General features: G+C 47.5%; 11 protein-coding genes and 2 tRNA genes. 5 read left to right on the forward strand and 8 right to left on the reverse strand.

Features of this window, described 5'->3' with window-relative positions:
* Nucleotides 1–10 precede the first annotated feature (10 nt).
* Entirely contained in the window at nt 11–394 is a 384-nt protein-coding gene (locus MRK00_16475) for a hypothetical protein (protein ID MDR4518967.1), read from the forward strand.
* Nucleotides 395–407: 13 nt separating this feature from the next.
* Here the strand turns inward: MRK00_16475 and MRK00_16480 are convergent, their stop codons facing one another.
* Nucleotides 408–590 (reverse strand): hypothetical protein, encoded by a 183-nt coding sequence (locus MRK00_16480; protein MDR4518968.1) that lies wholly within the window; start codon nt 588–590, stop codon nt 408–410.
* 162 nt (nt 591–752) lie between these two features.
* On the opposite strand from MRK00_16480, the gene MRK00_16485 reads away from it, so the two are divergent.
* Genes MRK00_16485 through MRK00_16500 form a run of 4 tightly spaced genes read left to right on the forward strand, consistent with a single transcriptional unit; the run spans nt 753 to nt 8,196 of the window.
* Nucleotides 753–4,937, forward strand: coding sequence for a tape measure protein (locus MRK00_16485; GenBank protein MDR4518969.1), 4,185 nt, complete (start codon nt 753–755; stop codon nt 4,935–4,937).
* Nucleotides 4,937–5,863: a hypothetical protein gene (locus MRK00_16490; protein ID MDR4518970.1), complete on the forward strand. Its 927-nt coding sequence runs from the start codon at nt 4,937–4,939 to the stop codon at nt 5,861–5,863. Before MRK00_16485 ends, MRK00_16490 begins: the two co-directional genes overlap by 1 nt.
* On the forward strand, nt 5,863–6,705 hold the full coding sequence (locus tag MRK00_16495; protein ID MDR4518971.1) for a hypothetical protein: 843 nt from the start codon (nt 5,863–5,865) through the stop codon (nt 6,703–6,705). The genes MRK00_16490 and MRK00_16495 overlap by 1 nt, the downstream gene beginning before the upstream one ends.
* Nucleotides 6,706–6,714: 9 nt before the next feature.
* Complete coding sequence (locus MRK00_16500) at nt 6,715–8,196, forward strand: glycoside hydrolase (protein ID MDR4518972.1); 1,482 nt, start codon at nt 6,715–6,717, stop codon at nt 8,194–8,196.
* Nucleotides 8,197–8,742: 546 nt separating this feature from the next.
* Here MRK00_16500 and MRK00_16505 read toward each other — a convergent pair.
* From MRK00_16505 to MRK00_16535, 7 genes are all read right to left on the reverse strand, one after another.
* Nucleotides 8,743–14,148: an Ig-like domain-containing protein gene (locus MRK00_16505; protein MDR4518973.1), complete on the reverse strand. Its 5,406-nt coding sequence runs from the start codon at nt 14,146–14,148 to the stop codon at nt 8,743–8,745.
* An 870-nt stretch (nt 14,149–15,018) separates the two neighbouring features.
* Nucleotides 15,019–15,092 (reverse strand) — tRNA-Cys (locus MRK00_16510).
* 82 nt (nt 15,093–15,174) lie between these two features.
* Nucleotides 15,175–15,249: transfer RNA gene (locus MRK00_16515), tRNA-Gly, on the reverse strand.
* A 113-nt stretch (nt 15,250–15,362) separates the two neighbouring features.
* On the reverse strand, nt 15,363–15,632 hold the full coding sequence (locus MRK00_16520) for a DUF211 domain-containing protein (protein ID MDR4518974.1): 270 nt from the start codon (nt 15,630–15,632) through the stop codon (nt 15,363–15,365).
* A gap of 24 nt (nt 15,633–15,656) precedes the next feature.
* The gene (locus MRK00_16525) at nt 15,657–16,064 is read right to left on the reverse strand and encodes a hypothetical protein (GenBank protein MDR4518975.1); all 408 of its coding nucleotides are present in this window, start codon (nt 16,062–16,064) and stop codon (nt 15,657–15,659) included.
* Nucleotides 16,061–17,368, reverse strand: coding sequence for a Xaa-Pro aminopeptidase (pepP, locus tag MRK00_16530; protein MDR4518976.1), 1,308 nt, complete (start codon nt 17,366–17,368; stop codon nt 16,061–16,063). The genes MRK00_16525 and pepP overlap by 4 nt, the downstream gene beginning before the upstream one ends.
* Before the next feature lie 34 nt (nt 17,369–17,402).
* On the reverse strand, nt 17,403–18,101 hold the full coding sequence (locus MRK00_16535; GenBank protein ID MDR4518977.1) for a nucleotidyltransferase family protein: 699 nt from the start codon (nt 18,099–18,101) through the stop codon (nt 17,403–17,405).
* Nucleotides 18,102–18,118 lie beyond the last annotated feature (17 nt).

Genomic DNA, 18,118 nt, shown 5'->3' on the forward strand with positions numbered 1-18,118 from the left:
GGAGAAATTTATGTTTCGCGAAATGACCGAAGAAGAAATGAGGGCAATAGCATGGCCGGTTACGATTAACAGCCCGAGAAACGGTGGCAGCGTGCGCGAAGAAACAATGCTGTGCCATTTCAATATGATCGATGAAGACGAATACGCCGAGCTTGCGGAAGGTCCGGATGCAGACAAGGAAATCTTGCGCCGCGTGCTGGTCGGCTGGGGCAAACTAAACAAAAAAGACCCCGAAAAAACAGATCAAGGTTTCTACGATAAAGACGGCAATCATATCGATTTCTCTGAAGAAGCGCGCGAGCGTTTGATCAAACTGCCGTATGCACGCGTATCGATCATAAACGGCTACATTGCCATGAAGTACGGCAACAAATCGGCCGCAAGAAAAAACTAATCGATGCCGCCCGCTATTGGGCATCACGCCCTTCCGGATCAACGCTCAATGATCCCAAGCTGGCCGATCCGGAGGAATGGCAGGCGGCAATCCAGGCGCATGAAGAATCAAAAAAAGATAATGACAATGATGACGGACTGTATCCGGTTTTTAGTGAGAACTGTAGTGCAGTTGTTGTTTTTTGTCGTCTTCGCAATTGCTGGCGCGTTGATTCTATGTCTGGGCATTATTTTGGAATTATTAGAACCGAAATCGGAAGCACCATGCGCCTTATGCGAATCAAGGCAACAGATCGACCGGCCATCTTTGAAAAGATTATGGTAATGGAAGACGCAGCGCTTGAGGTCCTGAACCGAAAATGAGCAACTTTGAGGTAGGCGTTCGACTCACTGCCGACGGGAAAGACCTGGTCGGCGCTTCGCGTGAAGCGCAAGCAGCGATTGGCGGCCTAGGCAATGCCGCGAAACGCACCAATTCAGAGTCAGCATCCTTTACCAGCCAGGTAAAGCGCCAGAACGACGAAGTCAGAAAAGCGGCCAGCGAGACCAATGCGCATGCGTTGAGCATGAACAATCTCAAGACCGGTCTGGTTGCTGCGGCTGGTGCATACGTCTCATTTAATGCGGCCGTTTCGGGCGGCCGCGCGATTGTACAGGCAGCGCTGGCGCAGGAGCGGTTAAACAACTCACTCCGGGTTGGACTTGGCAGTCAGCAGGCCGCTACACGCGAGATCAAGTTCTTACGTGAAGAAGCAGATAAACTGGGACTGCAATTCACCAGCACAGCCGAGCAGTACGCAAAACTGGCTGCGGCATCCAAAGGGACCCGGCTTGAGGGCCAGGCGACGCGGGATATCTTTCTGTCAATCGCCAAGGCGTCGACCGTGCTTGGGTTATCGGCAGATCAGACAGGTGGCGCGCTGACCGCGATTGAGCAGATTATATCGAAGGGCACGGTGTCGGCTGAAGAGTTACGCGGCCAGTTAGGCGAAAGATTGCCAGGCGCTTTTCAGGTTGCCGCGCGATCCATCAATGTCACCACCCAAGAACTTGGCGAAATGCTGCAACGTGGTGAACTCACAGCAGAGCAGCTATTGCCAGCACTTGCAAGAGAGCTGGAAAGAACATACGGCGCAGAATCTCAAGCCGCAGCGCAAGGACTCAATGCCCAAATCAACCGGCTGGATAATTCATTTACCGACTTAAAACTGGCTGTTGCCGATGCTGGCATTATCGATATGTTTAGCGATAGTGTTGTTGCTGCAACCGAGTTTATCGGCATCACGGCAAGAGTCATAGAGCAGCTTAGAAAGATTGCCAATGAAGCCGCCAAAATACCCGGCGTCGGTCAGGTTGCATCAAACATCACGCCGTCAAATATACTCAAAACAATAACCGGTAATAATATCCTGGGCAATATTGCGTCCAGCGGTATTTTAGAGCAGCTTCTCGGTAAAAATGCACGCGCCGAAGTCGTTGCAACGACACAGGAATTGCAAAAAGCCGAGGAAGTAATATCCCGTATCGTCCGCCCAGGCGCGAAGCCACAAGCGCCTGCCGAATTTTCTGCGTCCATGAAACGTGAAGCCGAGGAACGCAAAAAACTTGCCGACCAGGTTATTCGTGATGCACAACGGGCTGCAAAGGCGCGCGAGGACGAAGAAAAGCGGGCTGTTGACGGCGCAAAACGCATTATCGATGCGCTAAAGCGCGAAACCGAGGAAGTTGGCAAAAACACAGTGCAGAAACGTCTGATGGCAGCGGCCGCTGAAGCTGCCAAAGCGCCAACCAAAGAACTTGCGCAGGATATCATGGCCTCCGCGCAAGCCTGGGCGCAAGCAACGCTGTCGGAAGAGCGAATAACCGAGGAACACAGAAAGCTTAAAGAGCTGGCACAAACCAGAGCAAGAGAAGAAATCGAAGCAGCGCGCGAGGTTGAGCAACAGTGGAGCCGGATGTGGTCAACCGTTGAAAATACCGCGCGCACATCGTTTATACAGTTCGCTGCGCATGGAACGGATGCGATGAAATCAATCGGGCGGGCGATACAAAACAGCATAATCGACCTGCTTTATCAGCTCACACTAAGACCTTTCATTATTAACGTTGGCGCGAATCTTTTTAATGCTGGCGGCGCGTCGGGTGGCAACGGACTGAATGCGCTGAACGTTGCAAACGTCGGCGCAACCGCACTCAATCTGTTTAAAACCGGGCTTGGCGTGACTTCATTGGCTGGCGCTGGGTTAACAAAGCTAGGCGGCAGTGGCTTGTTAGGTTCGTTTGGAGCCGGTCTTTCGGGTGGCGCTGAGGCGGCCGCATTTATCGGCGCTGAAAGTGCTGTTGCCGGAGCGGGTACGGCAGCATCGCTGGGTGCTTCGGTTGCGTCCGTTGCCGGGCCAGCAATCGCATTGCTGGCAGTTGATCAGATTGGAAAGTTTCTCGCCAATGGCCGAAAAACCGGAACTTTTGTCGATAGCGTGCCGGTAATTGGTGGTTTGGCTGGCGCTCTGTTTGGACGTAAACCGTTCAAAGCGGATCGTCAGGATTTGGTTGGAAATATTACTGCAGAGGGTTTCGAGGGTGTATTTAACGATAGTTTCAAAGCTAAAGGTAGCGTATTTCGTAGCTCGCGCAGGGATAATATCATTGTCGATACTGATTCTGGCGCACTGCTCAACCAATTCGGGCGTCTCAGCGAAAGCGGCGTATCCGGGCAATTATCCAAGTTTATCGATCCAGCAATTGATCGGGCTATTGAGCTTGGCAAGGTACTGGATGAAAGCGTTGCAAGCACGGTTAAATCATTACGCAATGTTGGTGACACACTTGGGATAAGCGCGGCCAGCATTGATAAGTTTTCTTTTTCCGTTGATCTGGTGTCCGAAAAAGGCCAGGCGTTATCTGACGCGCAAGTCGCGCAGGTGATAGCCGAAGCTGCCGAGCAAATGGCAACAGGATTGCTGCCACAGGTCAGCGATCTGTCAAAACGCGGCGAATCAGCGTTACAAACCCTTGTGCGTTTAAGCAGTGAGTTTGAATCGCTGGAAAACACTGTCAGGCTGTTAGGTCAAACATCAACCGAAGCGCAAACGCTGTTGCGTTCATTTACGCTCGAACAACGGTCGGCCGCAGTTGAACTGGCTGGCGGTACTGATGCGTTAAACAGCAAGACACAATTCTTTTTTAATAACGTGCTGACTGATACGCAAAAGTTTGCAATTGTTAGCGCTGACTTACGAAAAGAACTTGCAAAATACGGCGTTACAACAGTGCCGACTATTGAAAAGTTAAACAATGCAGTCACAAGCGGCAAGCTGACATGGGAGCAGTTTGTCGCTGCGCTGGATTTAACGCCGATGATCGTGCAGGCCAATCAATACAGGGATGCGATCAATACAGCAACGCAGTCGATTGTTTCACCGATCGATGCGCTGGAAACCGCATTTTCTGCATTGCAACAATCCGTCGCGGCCGAGCGCGAGCGGCTGACGAACGATTACAACAAATCGCTAGAGGCTGTAAACCAGCAAATTAGCGATGTCACCGACTCTGTTGGCAAACTGCGGACATTGTCTGCAGCGATCAATCAAACCGTTGTCGCGCTGCGCCCGATCAGCCGCGACCAGGCAAAACAACAAATCCGGGATGCAATTGCCGCCGCACAATCCGGCAATTTCCCGACAGCGGACAGTCTTCGCGAATCGCTAACAACATTGGCCCGGCGCGATACTTCCGGTTTTGCAAGCAGTTTTGAGTTTGAGCGCGAGCAGCGCAAAACGGCCAACCTGGTCGGCGAATTGGGTGATCTGACAAATACCCGGTTAAGCACCGAAGAACGCAGCTTGCAGGCGCTTGAAGAACAGCGCAAGGCGTTACAAGACGGCTTTGATCGCAGTACTCAACGACTTGATTCAATGTTGGGTCAGGGGCGTGAAGCGATTGATCGTTTGCGAGGTATCGAAACAGGTGTTTTGTCGCTGGCCGATGCACTGAAAAACATTAATGCAGCATCCGCTGCGGCCGGTGGACCATCAAATATTGGCAGCCCAGGTTTGCTGCCTTTTTCCAATGCTGGCGGAAGTATTCGCTCAGACAGGCCAATCACAGTAACAACCCAGGCCGAGTTGCAGCCAATACGCGACTTTTTCGCGAAAAACCCGACGCCAAAGCAGATATTCGATGCGGCCAAAAAGAATAATATCAGCTCGGGCATGATTGCGTCGGCCCTTGGTCTTGGACAAAGGCAGATTGATCAATTCTTTGAAACGACCGGATTGCCTAGATTCGCTGGCGGCGGTTTGCATTCAGGTGGTCTGCGTATTGTCGGAGAACGCGGCCCGGAACTCGAAGCAACCGGCCCGGCAAGGATTACGAGTAATAACGATTTGCGAAATATGCTAAGCAATGAAAATGTTGTTGCTGCAATTAATCAGTTAATTGCAGAACTGCAAAGCAACAGCACGTATAACAAACGCGTTGCAAACAAACTGGATAGCGTAACGATTACAGTTAATGGCGTACCAGCGCTAAGGACGGGAACGTAATGGCTGAACAGGTAAAGGCTTATGTGCCAATCGAAATAACTGACGCCCGGTTTATCAGCAGCACGATTGCAGAGCCGGATGCGGCCGAGCCAAATTGGAACACAACCACTGTTTTTGCGCAGGGCGATCTTGCTAGCGTAATAACCACTGATAGTCACCTGGTATATGAATCATTACAAGCCAGCAATCAGAACCATCCGCCTGCCACGTCGCCCACGTGGTGGATACTCAAAGGCTTCACTAATCAGCGCAGAATGTTTGATTGGAAGCGTGGACAGAAAAGCACAGGCACATCGCCAATGATAGTCAGTGTGCGTCCAGGTAAACGGATAAACGCAATTACGCTGGAAGGTATCAGAGCATCCCATGCGTCAATTACTGTTCAGGATGGAATCGGCGGCGCGACAGTGCTGACTATCGACAAAAGCTTACTGGCAAGACATGCCGTTACGCCGTTTCAGTGGTGTTTCGGCCCATGGGTTTACGATAAGGTGTTGTGCACATTTGAAGTGCCGCCAGTTATTGACCCGGTTGTTACTGTGACGCTGACTGATTCTTCCGGAACATGCGATTTATCGAGATTTGCAACAGGCTTAGCCGTTGATTTGGGCGAGATTGAATGGGATTCGTCTCTTGAAGATGAAAACAATAGCGCGGTTGTGCGAAACGAGTTTAACGAAGCAGAATTTAATCCGGTACCGGATATCCCTATACTTGAATCACCCATAGAAATAGCTGCAAACAGGATAAACCTTGCGCGGCAGTTCAAAGCAGATTCGAACGGCAAAGTCATTATTTTTTCAGGAATGGATTCAATTGATTCATTCCGCGAAATGCACACGATTGTCGGGTTTTTCAGAAGATTCAAACTCGCAACAAAAAACCATAAATTAGCCAAATTTGATATTAGAGTTGAGGGTCTATAATGCAATTCACACAACCATTGCCAAATACTCAAAACATGACAGAGCAGCAGTTTGATGCTGCGATGAATTTGTTGTTTACTGAATTGCCAGCCTTTGCCGCTTACGTAGAAGCCGCAGTTCAAGCGTTCGATCTTAATGCGATGAATAGCACAAGTTCAACAAGCGTTGCGATGGCGCTCACACAGAAAACCATTACTGTTCAAACCAATAAATCATATTTCCCTGGGCAGCGCATCACTGTTGCGCGAACGTCTGCACCGACGACCAACATGGTTTGTCTTGTAATCTCATACAATCCGAGCACGGGCGCTTTGGTGTTTTTGCCGCAAGAGCTGAACGGATCAGGGACATTTTCTGACTGGAGCGTGTCGTTCTACGGTGCTGTGCCGGTAATGGCAGATAATGAGATTACGCTTGTCAATAATGCGGGAGTCGGCACAACAAATACAGCGATACAGCGATATGGGACTGTGCAAAAAAACACAGGGGGTATTTGGATGTCGTATTCGAGCAGTCCAACATTGGGAGACAGTATTTTAATAGATAAGACTGGAGATTACGAGGTCACCAGGTATGGATCATCAGCGGCTGCTGGCGCGTACATCGGGGCCTCACGTAATTCTGGAGGTTTATCAACATCGTTTATTACTCGCATGAACACAAACATGGAAGAGTTTATTTTAGGGAGCGATACATTAGGAACAACATCGGCAGCATTTATGTCAAGAACTATGCGTTTCAATGCGGGAGATGTCATAAGACCTCATAATAATGCTAATTCGGCAGAGACTGATAACGGATATGTATCCCTTTTTTCTGTTAAAAGGCTAGGGTTTATATAAGGTGTCGATATGAGGAAAATACTGGTTAACAAGCCTTCAGGTGAGCAAGCAGTTCTAACACTGTATGATGGCGGCGCTTACAACGACCCGGCAAATGTTTTGTGGGACGAGCAGACAGATGGACCGCTGCCTGATGGTGTTATGCCAGGCAAAATGAGAAGAGTTGGCGGGTCACTCGTTGCTGATTCAGGTTACATTCCGAGCCATGCATCATTTGTTGCCGCCGCTTCAGTGCCAAATGTCGTGCCTATGAAAAATGCACGGCTGGCATTGCTCGATTCCGACCTGTTATCGGCTGTTGACGCGCATGTTCAGACGCTAAGCGATTCAGACAAAATCCACTGGCAATACGCAACAGAAATACGCAGAGACCATCCTCTTGTTGAGTCTGTACGAAACGCACTTGGGTGGCCGGATCGACGTATTGATGACTTGTTTATTGCGGCAAGTAAAAACTATGATGCAACTGCTGGGGTTAAGTTCCACCCAGGACACTATTACACGATACTGGATTGGGGCAGGGATAAGGGTTATTACCTGGCCGACGTTAAGTCTGAATTGCTCGCAACACCCGCGCTGCGTGGTGTGCAGGCTAGAATTTTCTGGAATGAAACTGAAGTATCAGAAGGCGTCTATGATTTTTCTCTGATTGATAACCTATTGGCGGAGTTTTCGGCAATTGGAAAACGGCTGGTAATAACGCTGCAGACAAAGACATATCTCCAAGATTTGTTAGCCACGCCAGACTATATGACAACGCCAGAGTATGAAGGCGGATCATTTCAATTTTCCAACCCTTCTAACCCGTCCGTGGCTGTCGGATACAGTTTGAAAACGTGGAATGCTGAGGTCGTAAAAGCGTTCATTCGTTTTATTAGACAATTAGGCGACCGCTACAATGGACACCCTTTTTTCGAAGGTATATGTTTCATCGAAACGACCATGAGCGAACCTGTTGATGGAACAATAACAATCAGCCAGGAGCAGATAGACGATTATTACAAAAATTTGATTGAAATAAACCGCATGTCCAGGCTTTATTTTCCAAACACAATGGTTTGTCAATTTGTCAATTATCCGCGCACAATTCTAAGCTGGTTTGTAAATGATCTGAAAAATATTGGTTCGGCCTTGGGTGGGCCTGATGTTCACCCAGATGACCCGGGCCTTACGATGTTCGGCAATCCAAATACGCCTGATGGCATTTACTCGTACTATTCACAGTTATCCGGTATTGTTCCGCTGTGCCCGTCCGTTCAACCGCTTAACTACTTAAGCACGTCAAAGGACGGGAACGGCCACACGCCAACGATTTCAGAACTAAATGCATACGCAAGAGATGTTTTGCACGCTAATTACATCTTCTGGACGCGGCAGCCAGGTCATTATCCTGGAGTCCTGTCACACCTAAACGAGCCGGAACAAACTGCAGATGAGTTTGGCGGGCTGAATTCACAATGCCCGAGTTCGTACTATAGTTGCATTGTTTAGTTATTCGCAATCACATTTATATCTTTTTGTCAATACCACCACATAAAATGTGATCGCGCAAATCTTATGTAATTTGGCGCGTCTCATATAATTTGTACTTCCGTCTCATAGAATTTGTGCGTGCCTATTGCAGTGCAAAAAGCATTCAGTATAGCGGCGGTTTGCGAATGACTCGAGTTCATGTTTCTAAACAAATTCTCGAATTTCAGAATGAATTGCATGACAATGTGCCGCGGCCTGATTCTCCAATATTTGTCAATAAATTGGGCAATTTTTCATTGTAGCAATTTTAGGGCACCTCTAAAAATCCATATTTGCGAGCATCCGTATCGCGGATTGCATGCTTCGCCGTTTCGTCACAATAAGTCGTTGTTCACAAAAAATATTCCTTACATTCAGTTTTATGTTGCTTCAAAATTTCTTGTTCCCGCCTCGTCTTGTTTAGAACTCTGAATTATTAGAGGCACCCTTTAGCTGATCAAGCCGCTTTATTTGCCTAACAGTATTATCAAATAACCATTTACCACTATTCCGAACTCCGAAACTTTAGTTATTATCGACCGTAATAATGAACCTGAATGAAACACCTTTGTTGCCAGCCTGATCAAAGGCATATGCCTGAATATAACCGGGACCATCTGTCATTTGCGTCGTATCCCAGTTGATCGTAAACGGTGCTTTTTCGCTCGCTCCAACAAATACGTCATTGGCATAAAGTTCAACCCGGTCAGCACCGACATCGTCAAAAACATTGAACGTCACTGGCTTGACACCTGAAACAATTTCTCCAGAGACTGGCGATGTAATCCCGATTCTCGGGTTTTGCGTATCCGTTGAACTATTCGTTGAATTGTTATTATCGACTGTAAGAATGAACCTGAATGAAGCGCCTTTATTCCCCGCCCGGTCAAAGGCATATGCCTGAATATAACCGGGGCCGTTTGCCGTTTGCGTCGTATCCCAGTTGATCGTAAACGGTGCTTTTTCACTCGCTCCAACAAATACGTCATTGGCATAAAATTCAACACGAACTGCGCCGACATCGTCAAATACATTGAACGTCACCGGCTTGATGCCAGAAACTACTTCTCCAGAGACTGGCGATGTAATCCCGATTCTCGGGTTTTGCGTATCGGTTGTATTACTCGCTGAATTGTTACTCTCTGAATTGTTACTCACCGTAATAGCCACGGCGTTTGATACACCTTTGTTTCCGGCTTTATCAAATGCATGCGCAGTAAGCCTGTAATCGCCATTTGTCATTGCATTCGTATCCAGTGTGAATGTAAATGGCGCCTGGGTATTTTTTCCGACAAGTTGTCCATTTGCATACAGATCCACCGATACCACGCCAACATTATCCGAGTAACTGAAATCAACCGGTATCGTTCCGGATACCGTTCCCGCAACCGGACTGACGATACTGATGACCGGCGTCTTGGTATCCAACGCCGTGACTGTATTGTTATTGTCGACTGTAAGAATGAACCTGAATGAAACGCCTTTGTTCCCCGCCCGGTCAAAGGCATATGCCTGAATATAACCGGGGCCGTTTGCCGTTTGCGTCGTATCCCAGTTGATCGTAAACGGTGCTTTTTCACTCGCTCCAACAAATACGTCATTGGCATAAAATTCAACACGAACTGCGCCGACATCGTCAAATACATTGAACGTCACCGGCTTGATGCCAGAAACTACTTCTCCAGAGACTGGCGATGTAATCCCGATTCTCGGGTTTTGCGTATCGGTTGTATTACTCGCTGAATTGTTACTCTCTGAATTGTTACTCACCGTAATAGCCACGGCGTTTGATACACCTTTGTTTCCGGCTTTATCAAATGCATGCGCAGTAAGCCTGTAATCGCCATTTGTCATTGCATTCGTATCCAGTGTGAATGTAAATGGCGCCTGGGTATTTTTCCCGACAAGTTGTCCATTTGCATACAGATCCACCGATACTACGCCAACATTATCCGAGTAACTGAAATCAACCGGTATCGTTCCGGATACCGTTCCCGCAACCGGACTGACAATACTGATGACCGGCGTCTTGGTATCCAACGCCGGGGTTGGATTGTTATTGTCGATTGTAAGAATGAACTTGAATGAAACGCCTTTGTTGCCAGCCCGGTCAAAGGCATATGCCTGAATATAACCGGGGCCGTTTGCCGTTTGCGTCGTATCCCAGTTGATCGTAAACGGTGCTTTTTCGCTCGCTCCAACAAATACGTCATTGGCATAAAATTCAACACGAACTGCGCCGACATCGTCAAATACATTGAACGTCACCGGTTTGATGCCAGAAACCACTTCCCCAGAGATTGGCGATGTAATCCCGATTCTCGGGCTTTGCGTATCGGACGAGCTGGAATTGTTTCTTACAGAAATCGCCACGTTACCGGAAATATACTGCTGACCCTTTGCATCGAAGGCATGAGCCGTCAATACATAATCACCGTCAGCAACTGTCGCAGTATCCAGGTTAAACATAAACGGCGCCTGGGTATCTGTGCCATAACGCTGATCATTGATATATAAATCAACTGACACTATCCCTGCTGTATCCGAATAATTCAATTCCACCGGAATAGTACCCGACACCACTCCGCTCGTCGGCGAAACAATACTAATCACCACACCTTCACTTGTACCTCCACCTCCACCTGAAGTGCCATTATTCACCGTGAAGGTAACTCCGGAAGAACCCTGGTTGCCCGCAGCATCAAATGCAATAGCACTTAATGTATTTTGACCGTCGGCTAATGATGTCGTGTCCAGCGTATACGCAAATGGTTCTTGGGTACTCTTGCCGTGAAGCGCACCATTCACATAATATTCTACCGACACTACACCCACATTGTCTGAATAACTGACTGCTACCGGAATAACACCCGAGACTTCACCGCCGGTTGGGTTGGTTATTGAAATATTCGGTGCTTTAGTGTCGCCCGTTCCGGGTACGCCTGAAGTATTGTTCAAAAACCAGCTTACAGAGCGGTAAACTTCGGTCGTGTTACCTGCCAGGTCGCTCACACGTGCGTAGATTTCAACATCAGGATCGCTCAACGCACCGCCCAGATCAACCACGGTAACGCCATGTTTTTCAGCAGCGCCTGCAAGATTATTACAACTACCGTCGGTCCCCAGAATACACACCATAAGACTATTGGGATTAATACCACTGCCCAGATCAACGGTGCCCACATGTAACCGCGATACGCCACCATTGCCATCGGCCGACGCCAGGTGCAATGTCGGTTTCTGGGTGTCTTTCAATTCCTGCGTTCCACCCGGCACGCCAATATCGATCCATCGCGACAACAAACCGAGCTCTTGTGCACTGATCGTAGTGGGATGGGGGGTACCTCCAAAATCAATATCATCCGCATATTGCGCATCGCTTCTGTTGTCTGTGCGATGATTCGCCGCCTTCCAGTAAAGCAGACTGCCGCGCGAATTGAATGCACGGATATAACGCGTCATCTGCGGGCGTTTAAATGACGTACCTGTGGTTCCTTCGCCTGTTACCGTCCGGTTTTCCGGTGCGACGCAGCTTTGACTATTATCGGCTACCAGGCACCACCAGGTGGAGTTTTGTGTATTGTTGTCGCTGCCGGTAACATCAAGTGCAAGTCCCGCAGCCGGCGCACTGCCACCGTGACACGATATGCAATGCTGATCAAAAATAGGTTTGATATCCTTGGTGAATTCAATACGCATGCCGTAACCCGGTATTGTACGCGTCTGAACAGCATTGCCCGATTTACCCGCCAGCAGCGGCACGGTGCCTTCGCCCAGGCGCGGAATGCTATACGCCGATGTTGCCGCAAACGTTGTCTCAAATTGAGTGCGCGCCGGTCTTGAATGTACATGACAGCCATTGCAGGTTTTCTGCTCGCCGGGACGCAGGCTCTGCCAGGTCTGGTCGGTATTCAGTGTGCGTCCGTCACAGTCCACGCCCTGCATTAAGTACGGCATATTTGCAGGCATGCGCACCAGAAAACTGGTATCGGGATGACCGCTTTGATCGATGATGCGGCTGCCATCTGTACTGCGGTTTAATACCGGAAATTCACCCAGAATTGAAACCCGCTCTCCAGTAATGTTGGCAATGTCTTTTACTGTATTCCTGCTCCGGTTCGGCATAACGCCGAGTATACGCACGCCGCACAGATCATCATCAGTATAATCAATGGTGTCGGTACCCTGGAGATTAAATTGATGCTCTCCGGCAAAATGTATCCCGTCCCTGGGATCGGTTTCACGATCGGTAACCGACGCAGCGCCGAGCAGCCCAAAAGGTGTACCCGTTTCCAGGCTCGCATGGGTGGTGCGCACATCCGCCCGCTCAATGACTGCCGGTCGATCAACACCATGGATGACAAAGTACGGAACAACTGCCCGCCCCATAATCTCATGCCAGTCCGGCGAATCAACAATGAGCTCCAGATCGCTTGGATGCTGCGACGGGATCCGGGTAGCGCGGTAGAGACCCACATCGCACCCTGGCGTATCCAAACCCAGCGATGTGATCAAATTCATGGCCACGCCGCTGCCATCACCATTTGTTAACGGCGGCGCAACCATACCGAATTCGGCAAAAATTTCATTCTTGGCAACTATACTGCACGTACCTTTTCCCCATGCCATCATCAGGCCATTATTCGGTAATGCAGCCGGGTGACCCAATTTACCGGCAAATGGCAGTGGATCGGTATAATTCGGATGATTAACGATTTGACCGCCAAGGCTACCCATCGTAAAAGACAATTTATCGAAATTGTGCGCCCAGAAAGCAAAGTTAATTGCATCGCGCGGCACAAAGATATCGCCAGGCGTTGTGGCTTCGTGCGGACCAATGCCTTCCTGGCCTTTCGGCTCAGGCATCACACCAACAAGCGATCCCAGTCCGTTATTATTGCCACGATAATAATCAGCAAACCAGATGCGGTCATCGCTCGTCTGCGTAATAAAATGCGATGCCTTATGGTTTACGCCAAAATAACTTGGATCAATATTACCGCTATGCTGTCCGTAAATCGGAAAATTACCTGCGCCATCCGGATCCTGGGCGTAAATATGAAACAAATTGTCAATTGTTGTAAAACCGCCCGCTTTTCCGTTTCCATGACGAAATGGTTGTCCACCGAAAATTTGCCAGCTTGTATAGGCCAAACGCCCATCCTTTAGCATGAATGGATGCTGTTCCTGTGATAGCGAATGATGGCTCGCCAAATCGGGATTTTTACCGTCCACGTCAACGGTCCAGATCCGGGTACCCATTCTTGATGCAGTAGATCCCCAGACCACTGTCGTTGTATGTTCGTCTCTGGTTGATGTGAATGCAATACGCTCGTTACTGATAAATGCAGGCCCGGAGTCATAGATACCTGCTTGATAAGGCATTTCAACGAGCGCTCCGGTTGAAATATTATAAAAGTGCAGATGAGCACCCTCTGTTGCCAGTCTTTTGTTGGGTAGTACTATTCTACCGAGATAAACGGGATCAGCTTCCGGGTGTAGAACCTGTGAATGAATATTCTCCTGATAATTAAACAGGTTGCCGCGGAAAACTGTAAATGCTATCGTTTTACCATCGAAAGAAACCGCAGGATCAAGTGCCGCACAAGATTTCGTTTGTGTGGTTTCTGCCGAGCAATTATAAATAATTGTCTCGTTACCCTTTCCATCGCGGTAAACAAGATTGCATGGCGCATTAAAAGTGGATAAAAAATTGGTCACATCAGGCAACACATCATAAACATCCAGGCCCTTCATACGCCTTGTGACTGTCTGTAATTGACCATTTATGGTGACATCGGCAGTAAGATCAAACTCCGTAGTTGTACGTTTACATTGAGAGTAAACAATAGCTTCCTGAGCATAAGCAACCGGAAAGTTAAATAAACCGAGTAAAAAGATAACAAAAAATTGTTTTATTCTAATTGACATTACAAAAACCTTATTTATTCTAATTATAGAAATAATAATTATTTCCACCTGCAATCAGTTTTATTTACAACCTATTTCTGATTAATTTTTTTGATAGATTTAAACGTTTGTTTCGGAGTATAGAAATATCAATGACAATTAATAGATCAATTGACTTTCCAACTAAATTGCCAAACTATCTCAAGTGCTCGCGTATGAAAAATTGGGAATGCTGATAAAAATATTTGAACCGTACGTGGGCCATGTGCATATTTATAAATTTCAACTTGATCTCGAAAACATATTAATCAATGCAACCATCAAGATGTCTAAAAGGAAGTGAGATTTTAATAGTAAAGAACCAACATAGATTTTTGTTCAAATTTTAATTGCCAGAATTTATAGCATAAGGCTATACGATTTAAGAGCGTGTAAAGTATACAGATAAAAACAGATATCGTGTGATTAATTTACACATATTTTTAATTAAATTATGCCAATAAGCAATTCTTTTGTTAACACTATGAAAATACTTAAAACATTGATAACAATTCAATACAGATCTTAGATTTTGTGAATTGAACAAAAACTCTTCTTAGAATCAAATAAATTAAGCTGATAAAAAATTTTGCCACTTGTGGCTATCAAAAAATAACTATTTACGGCATGAAAAAAGCGCCAATTCTAACACTTCTGATCGATCTGAACAGCGAAAATAAAGAGTTAGTTGATTAATATCAAATGGTTGGATAATCCAGTGATCGATATTAATACATATTTTTCGGAATACGCTGAATTTGATCACTGCGAATTTATTCGGGTAGCTTCAGATTGAAGTTGAAATTCGTGGACAGTCTGCGACATTCGGTTTGAATTCGTTAAGGTTATTTTTGGAGGCGGGGGTCGGAATCGAACCGGCGTAGACGGCTTTGCAGGCCGCTGCATAACCACTCTGCCACCCCGCCTTTAAAATATGCGTACGGCAATATCTACTTCTCGCCTGCATGCAAAATGTAGGAATTGAAGGAAGATACATTAATTACAAAATGGAGCGGGAAACGAGGCTCGAACTCGCGACCCCAACCTTGGCAAGGTTGTGCTCTACCACTGAGCTATTCCCGCGTTAAGTACTATCAGAAGTTTTCTTTTTGACAAAAGCTAACGCCCAAGAGACAAGGCGAAGATTATAGAGATCCTGTGTTTTTTGTCAAGACACATGTGTAAAGAACATCCGATCAGGATTCCGCGTGCAGTCCGACGACTTCAACTTCATCAATACTATGTATGGTAGCACCCATAGAATTAATCGTCTCCAAAACAACATCAAATTGAATATGATCACCCTCTATAACAAGAACTGTTGTTTCGGTCTGCTCATCCACTTCGACGACTGAATATTTAATATGACAATCAAGACAATGTTCGGCCAGGACGCTGGCAAATTCTAGCCCATTGGGCTGATGCGGCTTGAGCACGTCAAGCACCATACGTTTTACTTTTACCATAGCAACTTCAGGATGGAAAGTGTGTTAGCTTTTCCTGTTTTTATCGGCGTTATTCGGTTGCTTGCTTTCCCGGATCACAGTCGTTTCCTCGATAATTTCGGCATCCTCGACAATAACAGAATCCGCAGAATTGACAGCCTGCCCAGATTGTCCTGACTGCTCTGTTTCCGACTGCGGCATGTTACGATGAAACTTTTTACGCAACCACCAGATTCTCACACCGAAAACAACAGCAATAATTGAAAACAATGCAACAAAAATAGTAAAAAAGAACACCCCCAATACGGCCATCAAGGCCAATACCGGAATCATAATCGCTATGGCAACCCAACGATTTATCGGCGATACTGGCACACGATCCTGTGAATTGCCATCATCTTGACCGTAACTCGATATTCTTCTGATAATAATTCTGCGTTGTTCATCGTTCATTGCATTAACTCCTCTATCTCTTTCACCGTTTTGGGTGCTGCAATAGTTAATAGTTCACTGCCATCAGGCTTAACCAAAACGTCGTCCTCTATACGCACGCCGATATCCCAGAAATGTTTGGGTACATTCTCTGCCGGGCGGATATAACAACCCGGCTCAACGGTTAATGTCATTCCAGGACGCAATTCGCGCCATTGACCCTGCTGCTTATACTCACCGGCATCATGAACGTCCATTCCCAGCCAATGACCAGTTCGGTGCATATAAAAGCGTTTGTAATCTTCCGATTCGAGTACACTGTCCACACTGCCCTGACATAAGCCAAAATCAATAAAACCTTGTGCCAGCACCTGCAACGCAGCCTGATGCGGATCATTCCAGGTATTGCCTGGCCTGACTTTGTCTATGGCTGCCTGCTGTGCTGACAAAACCAGTTGATAGACATCCTTTTGCACCGGAGAAAACCGGCCATTGACCGGAAATGTCCGCGTAATATCGGATGCGTAGCCATCCAACTCGCACCCGGCATCAATTAACAACAAATCCCCTGACTTTAATTGTGCATTATTTTCAATATAATGCAAAACACAGGCATTCCCGCCGCCAGCCACAATGGACGAATAGGCTGGCGTCCGCGCACCCAATCGATGAAAGGTATACAACAACTCGGCTTCAACTTCGTATTCATATTTTTCCGGTTGTGTCGCCTGCATGGCGCGTCGGTGAGCCTGCACGGAAATATCCGCAGCACGACGCATGATCTGCAATTCCGATTCATCCTTGATCAGACGCATTTCATCAAGCAATGTCCGGTAATCGCGTATTTCAGTCGGTGCCGTCACGCCGCTGCGGCTTTGTCCGCGCACCTGGTTAATCCAGCCCGCTATACGCCCGTCCCAGGCCGGATCATGCCCCGGTGCTGAATAAACAGCGCTCTTGTCAGCCAATAATTTGGGCAACATTTCGTCAAGTTTTGTGATCGAATATGCCTCATCAAACCCGAATGTTTCTCTGGCAAAATCAGGACCATAGCGAAAACCATCCCAGATTTCGCGTTCAATATCCTTGTCGCGGCAAAACAAAATATGGCTAACCGCATCCTTTTCCGATTCTGCTACAACAACCAGTACCGCTTCCGGTTCGTTAAAACCGGTTAAATAATAAAAATAGCTGTCAAATCGATACGGATAATGCGCATCCCGGTTGCGCAACCGTTCCGGCGCAGTCGGTACAATCGCCACACTATTTTGCATTTGTGCAGCCATCACTTTGCGTCGCGCCACATAATGTTTAATGTCTGTCATGAATTCTTGTCCAACCTCTAAAAACTTTAGACCATTATCCGTATTGATTGCTCAGTTGTCTATGCAGCTGATTTAACCTTTCGGGTGTGCCAATATCCATCCAGGCGCCGGCATAGTATGCTCCGGTAACTTTTTTGTGATTAATTGCCGTACGCAATATCGGCGCAAGTTTCGCCGGCAGACCGGGCTCCACATCCTTAAACAGTAACGGGTGATAAATGCCAATACCGCTGAATGTCAGGTGATTGTCACCGGTCATTTCGACCTGATTGTGTATTAATGCAAAATCGCCCGCAGCATGATGCGGCGGATTATCCACCAGAATCAGGTGCGCAAGCGGAGCGGAATCAACCTGGTGCATGACTTTCAAAACCGGCAGCAGTATCGCGTAGTCAAATTCGCAATAAATATCGGCATTGACCACCAGAAACGGCCTGCTGCATGCGTCATCAGTTAAAAATGGCAGCGCATTGGCAACCCCCCCCGCTGTTTCCAGCACCACTTTCTCGGGTGAATACGTGATACGGACACCATAACGCTCGCCGCAGCCCAAAGCGGCTTCAATCATTTCTCCTAGATAAGCGTGATTGATCACAATATCCTTGAAACCCGCCCGCGCAAGGCTTTTGATTTGATATTCAATCAACGCATGATTGCCCGCCTTTAGCAGTGGCTTCGGCGTATTATCGGTCAATGGGCGCATGCGCTCACCACGACCGGCAGCCAGAATCATCGCTTTGTAACCTGCTG

The organism is Nitrosomonas sp., assembly GCA_031316255.1.
Classification (GTDB): domain Bacteria; phylum Pseudomonadota; class Gammaproteobacteria; order Burkholderiales; family Nitrosomonadaceae; genus Nitrosomonas.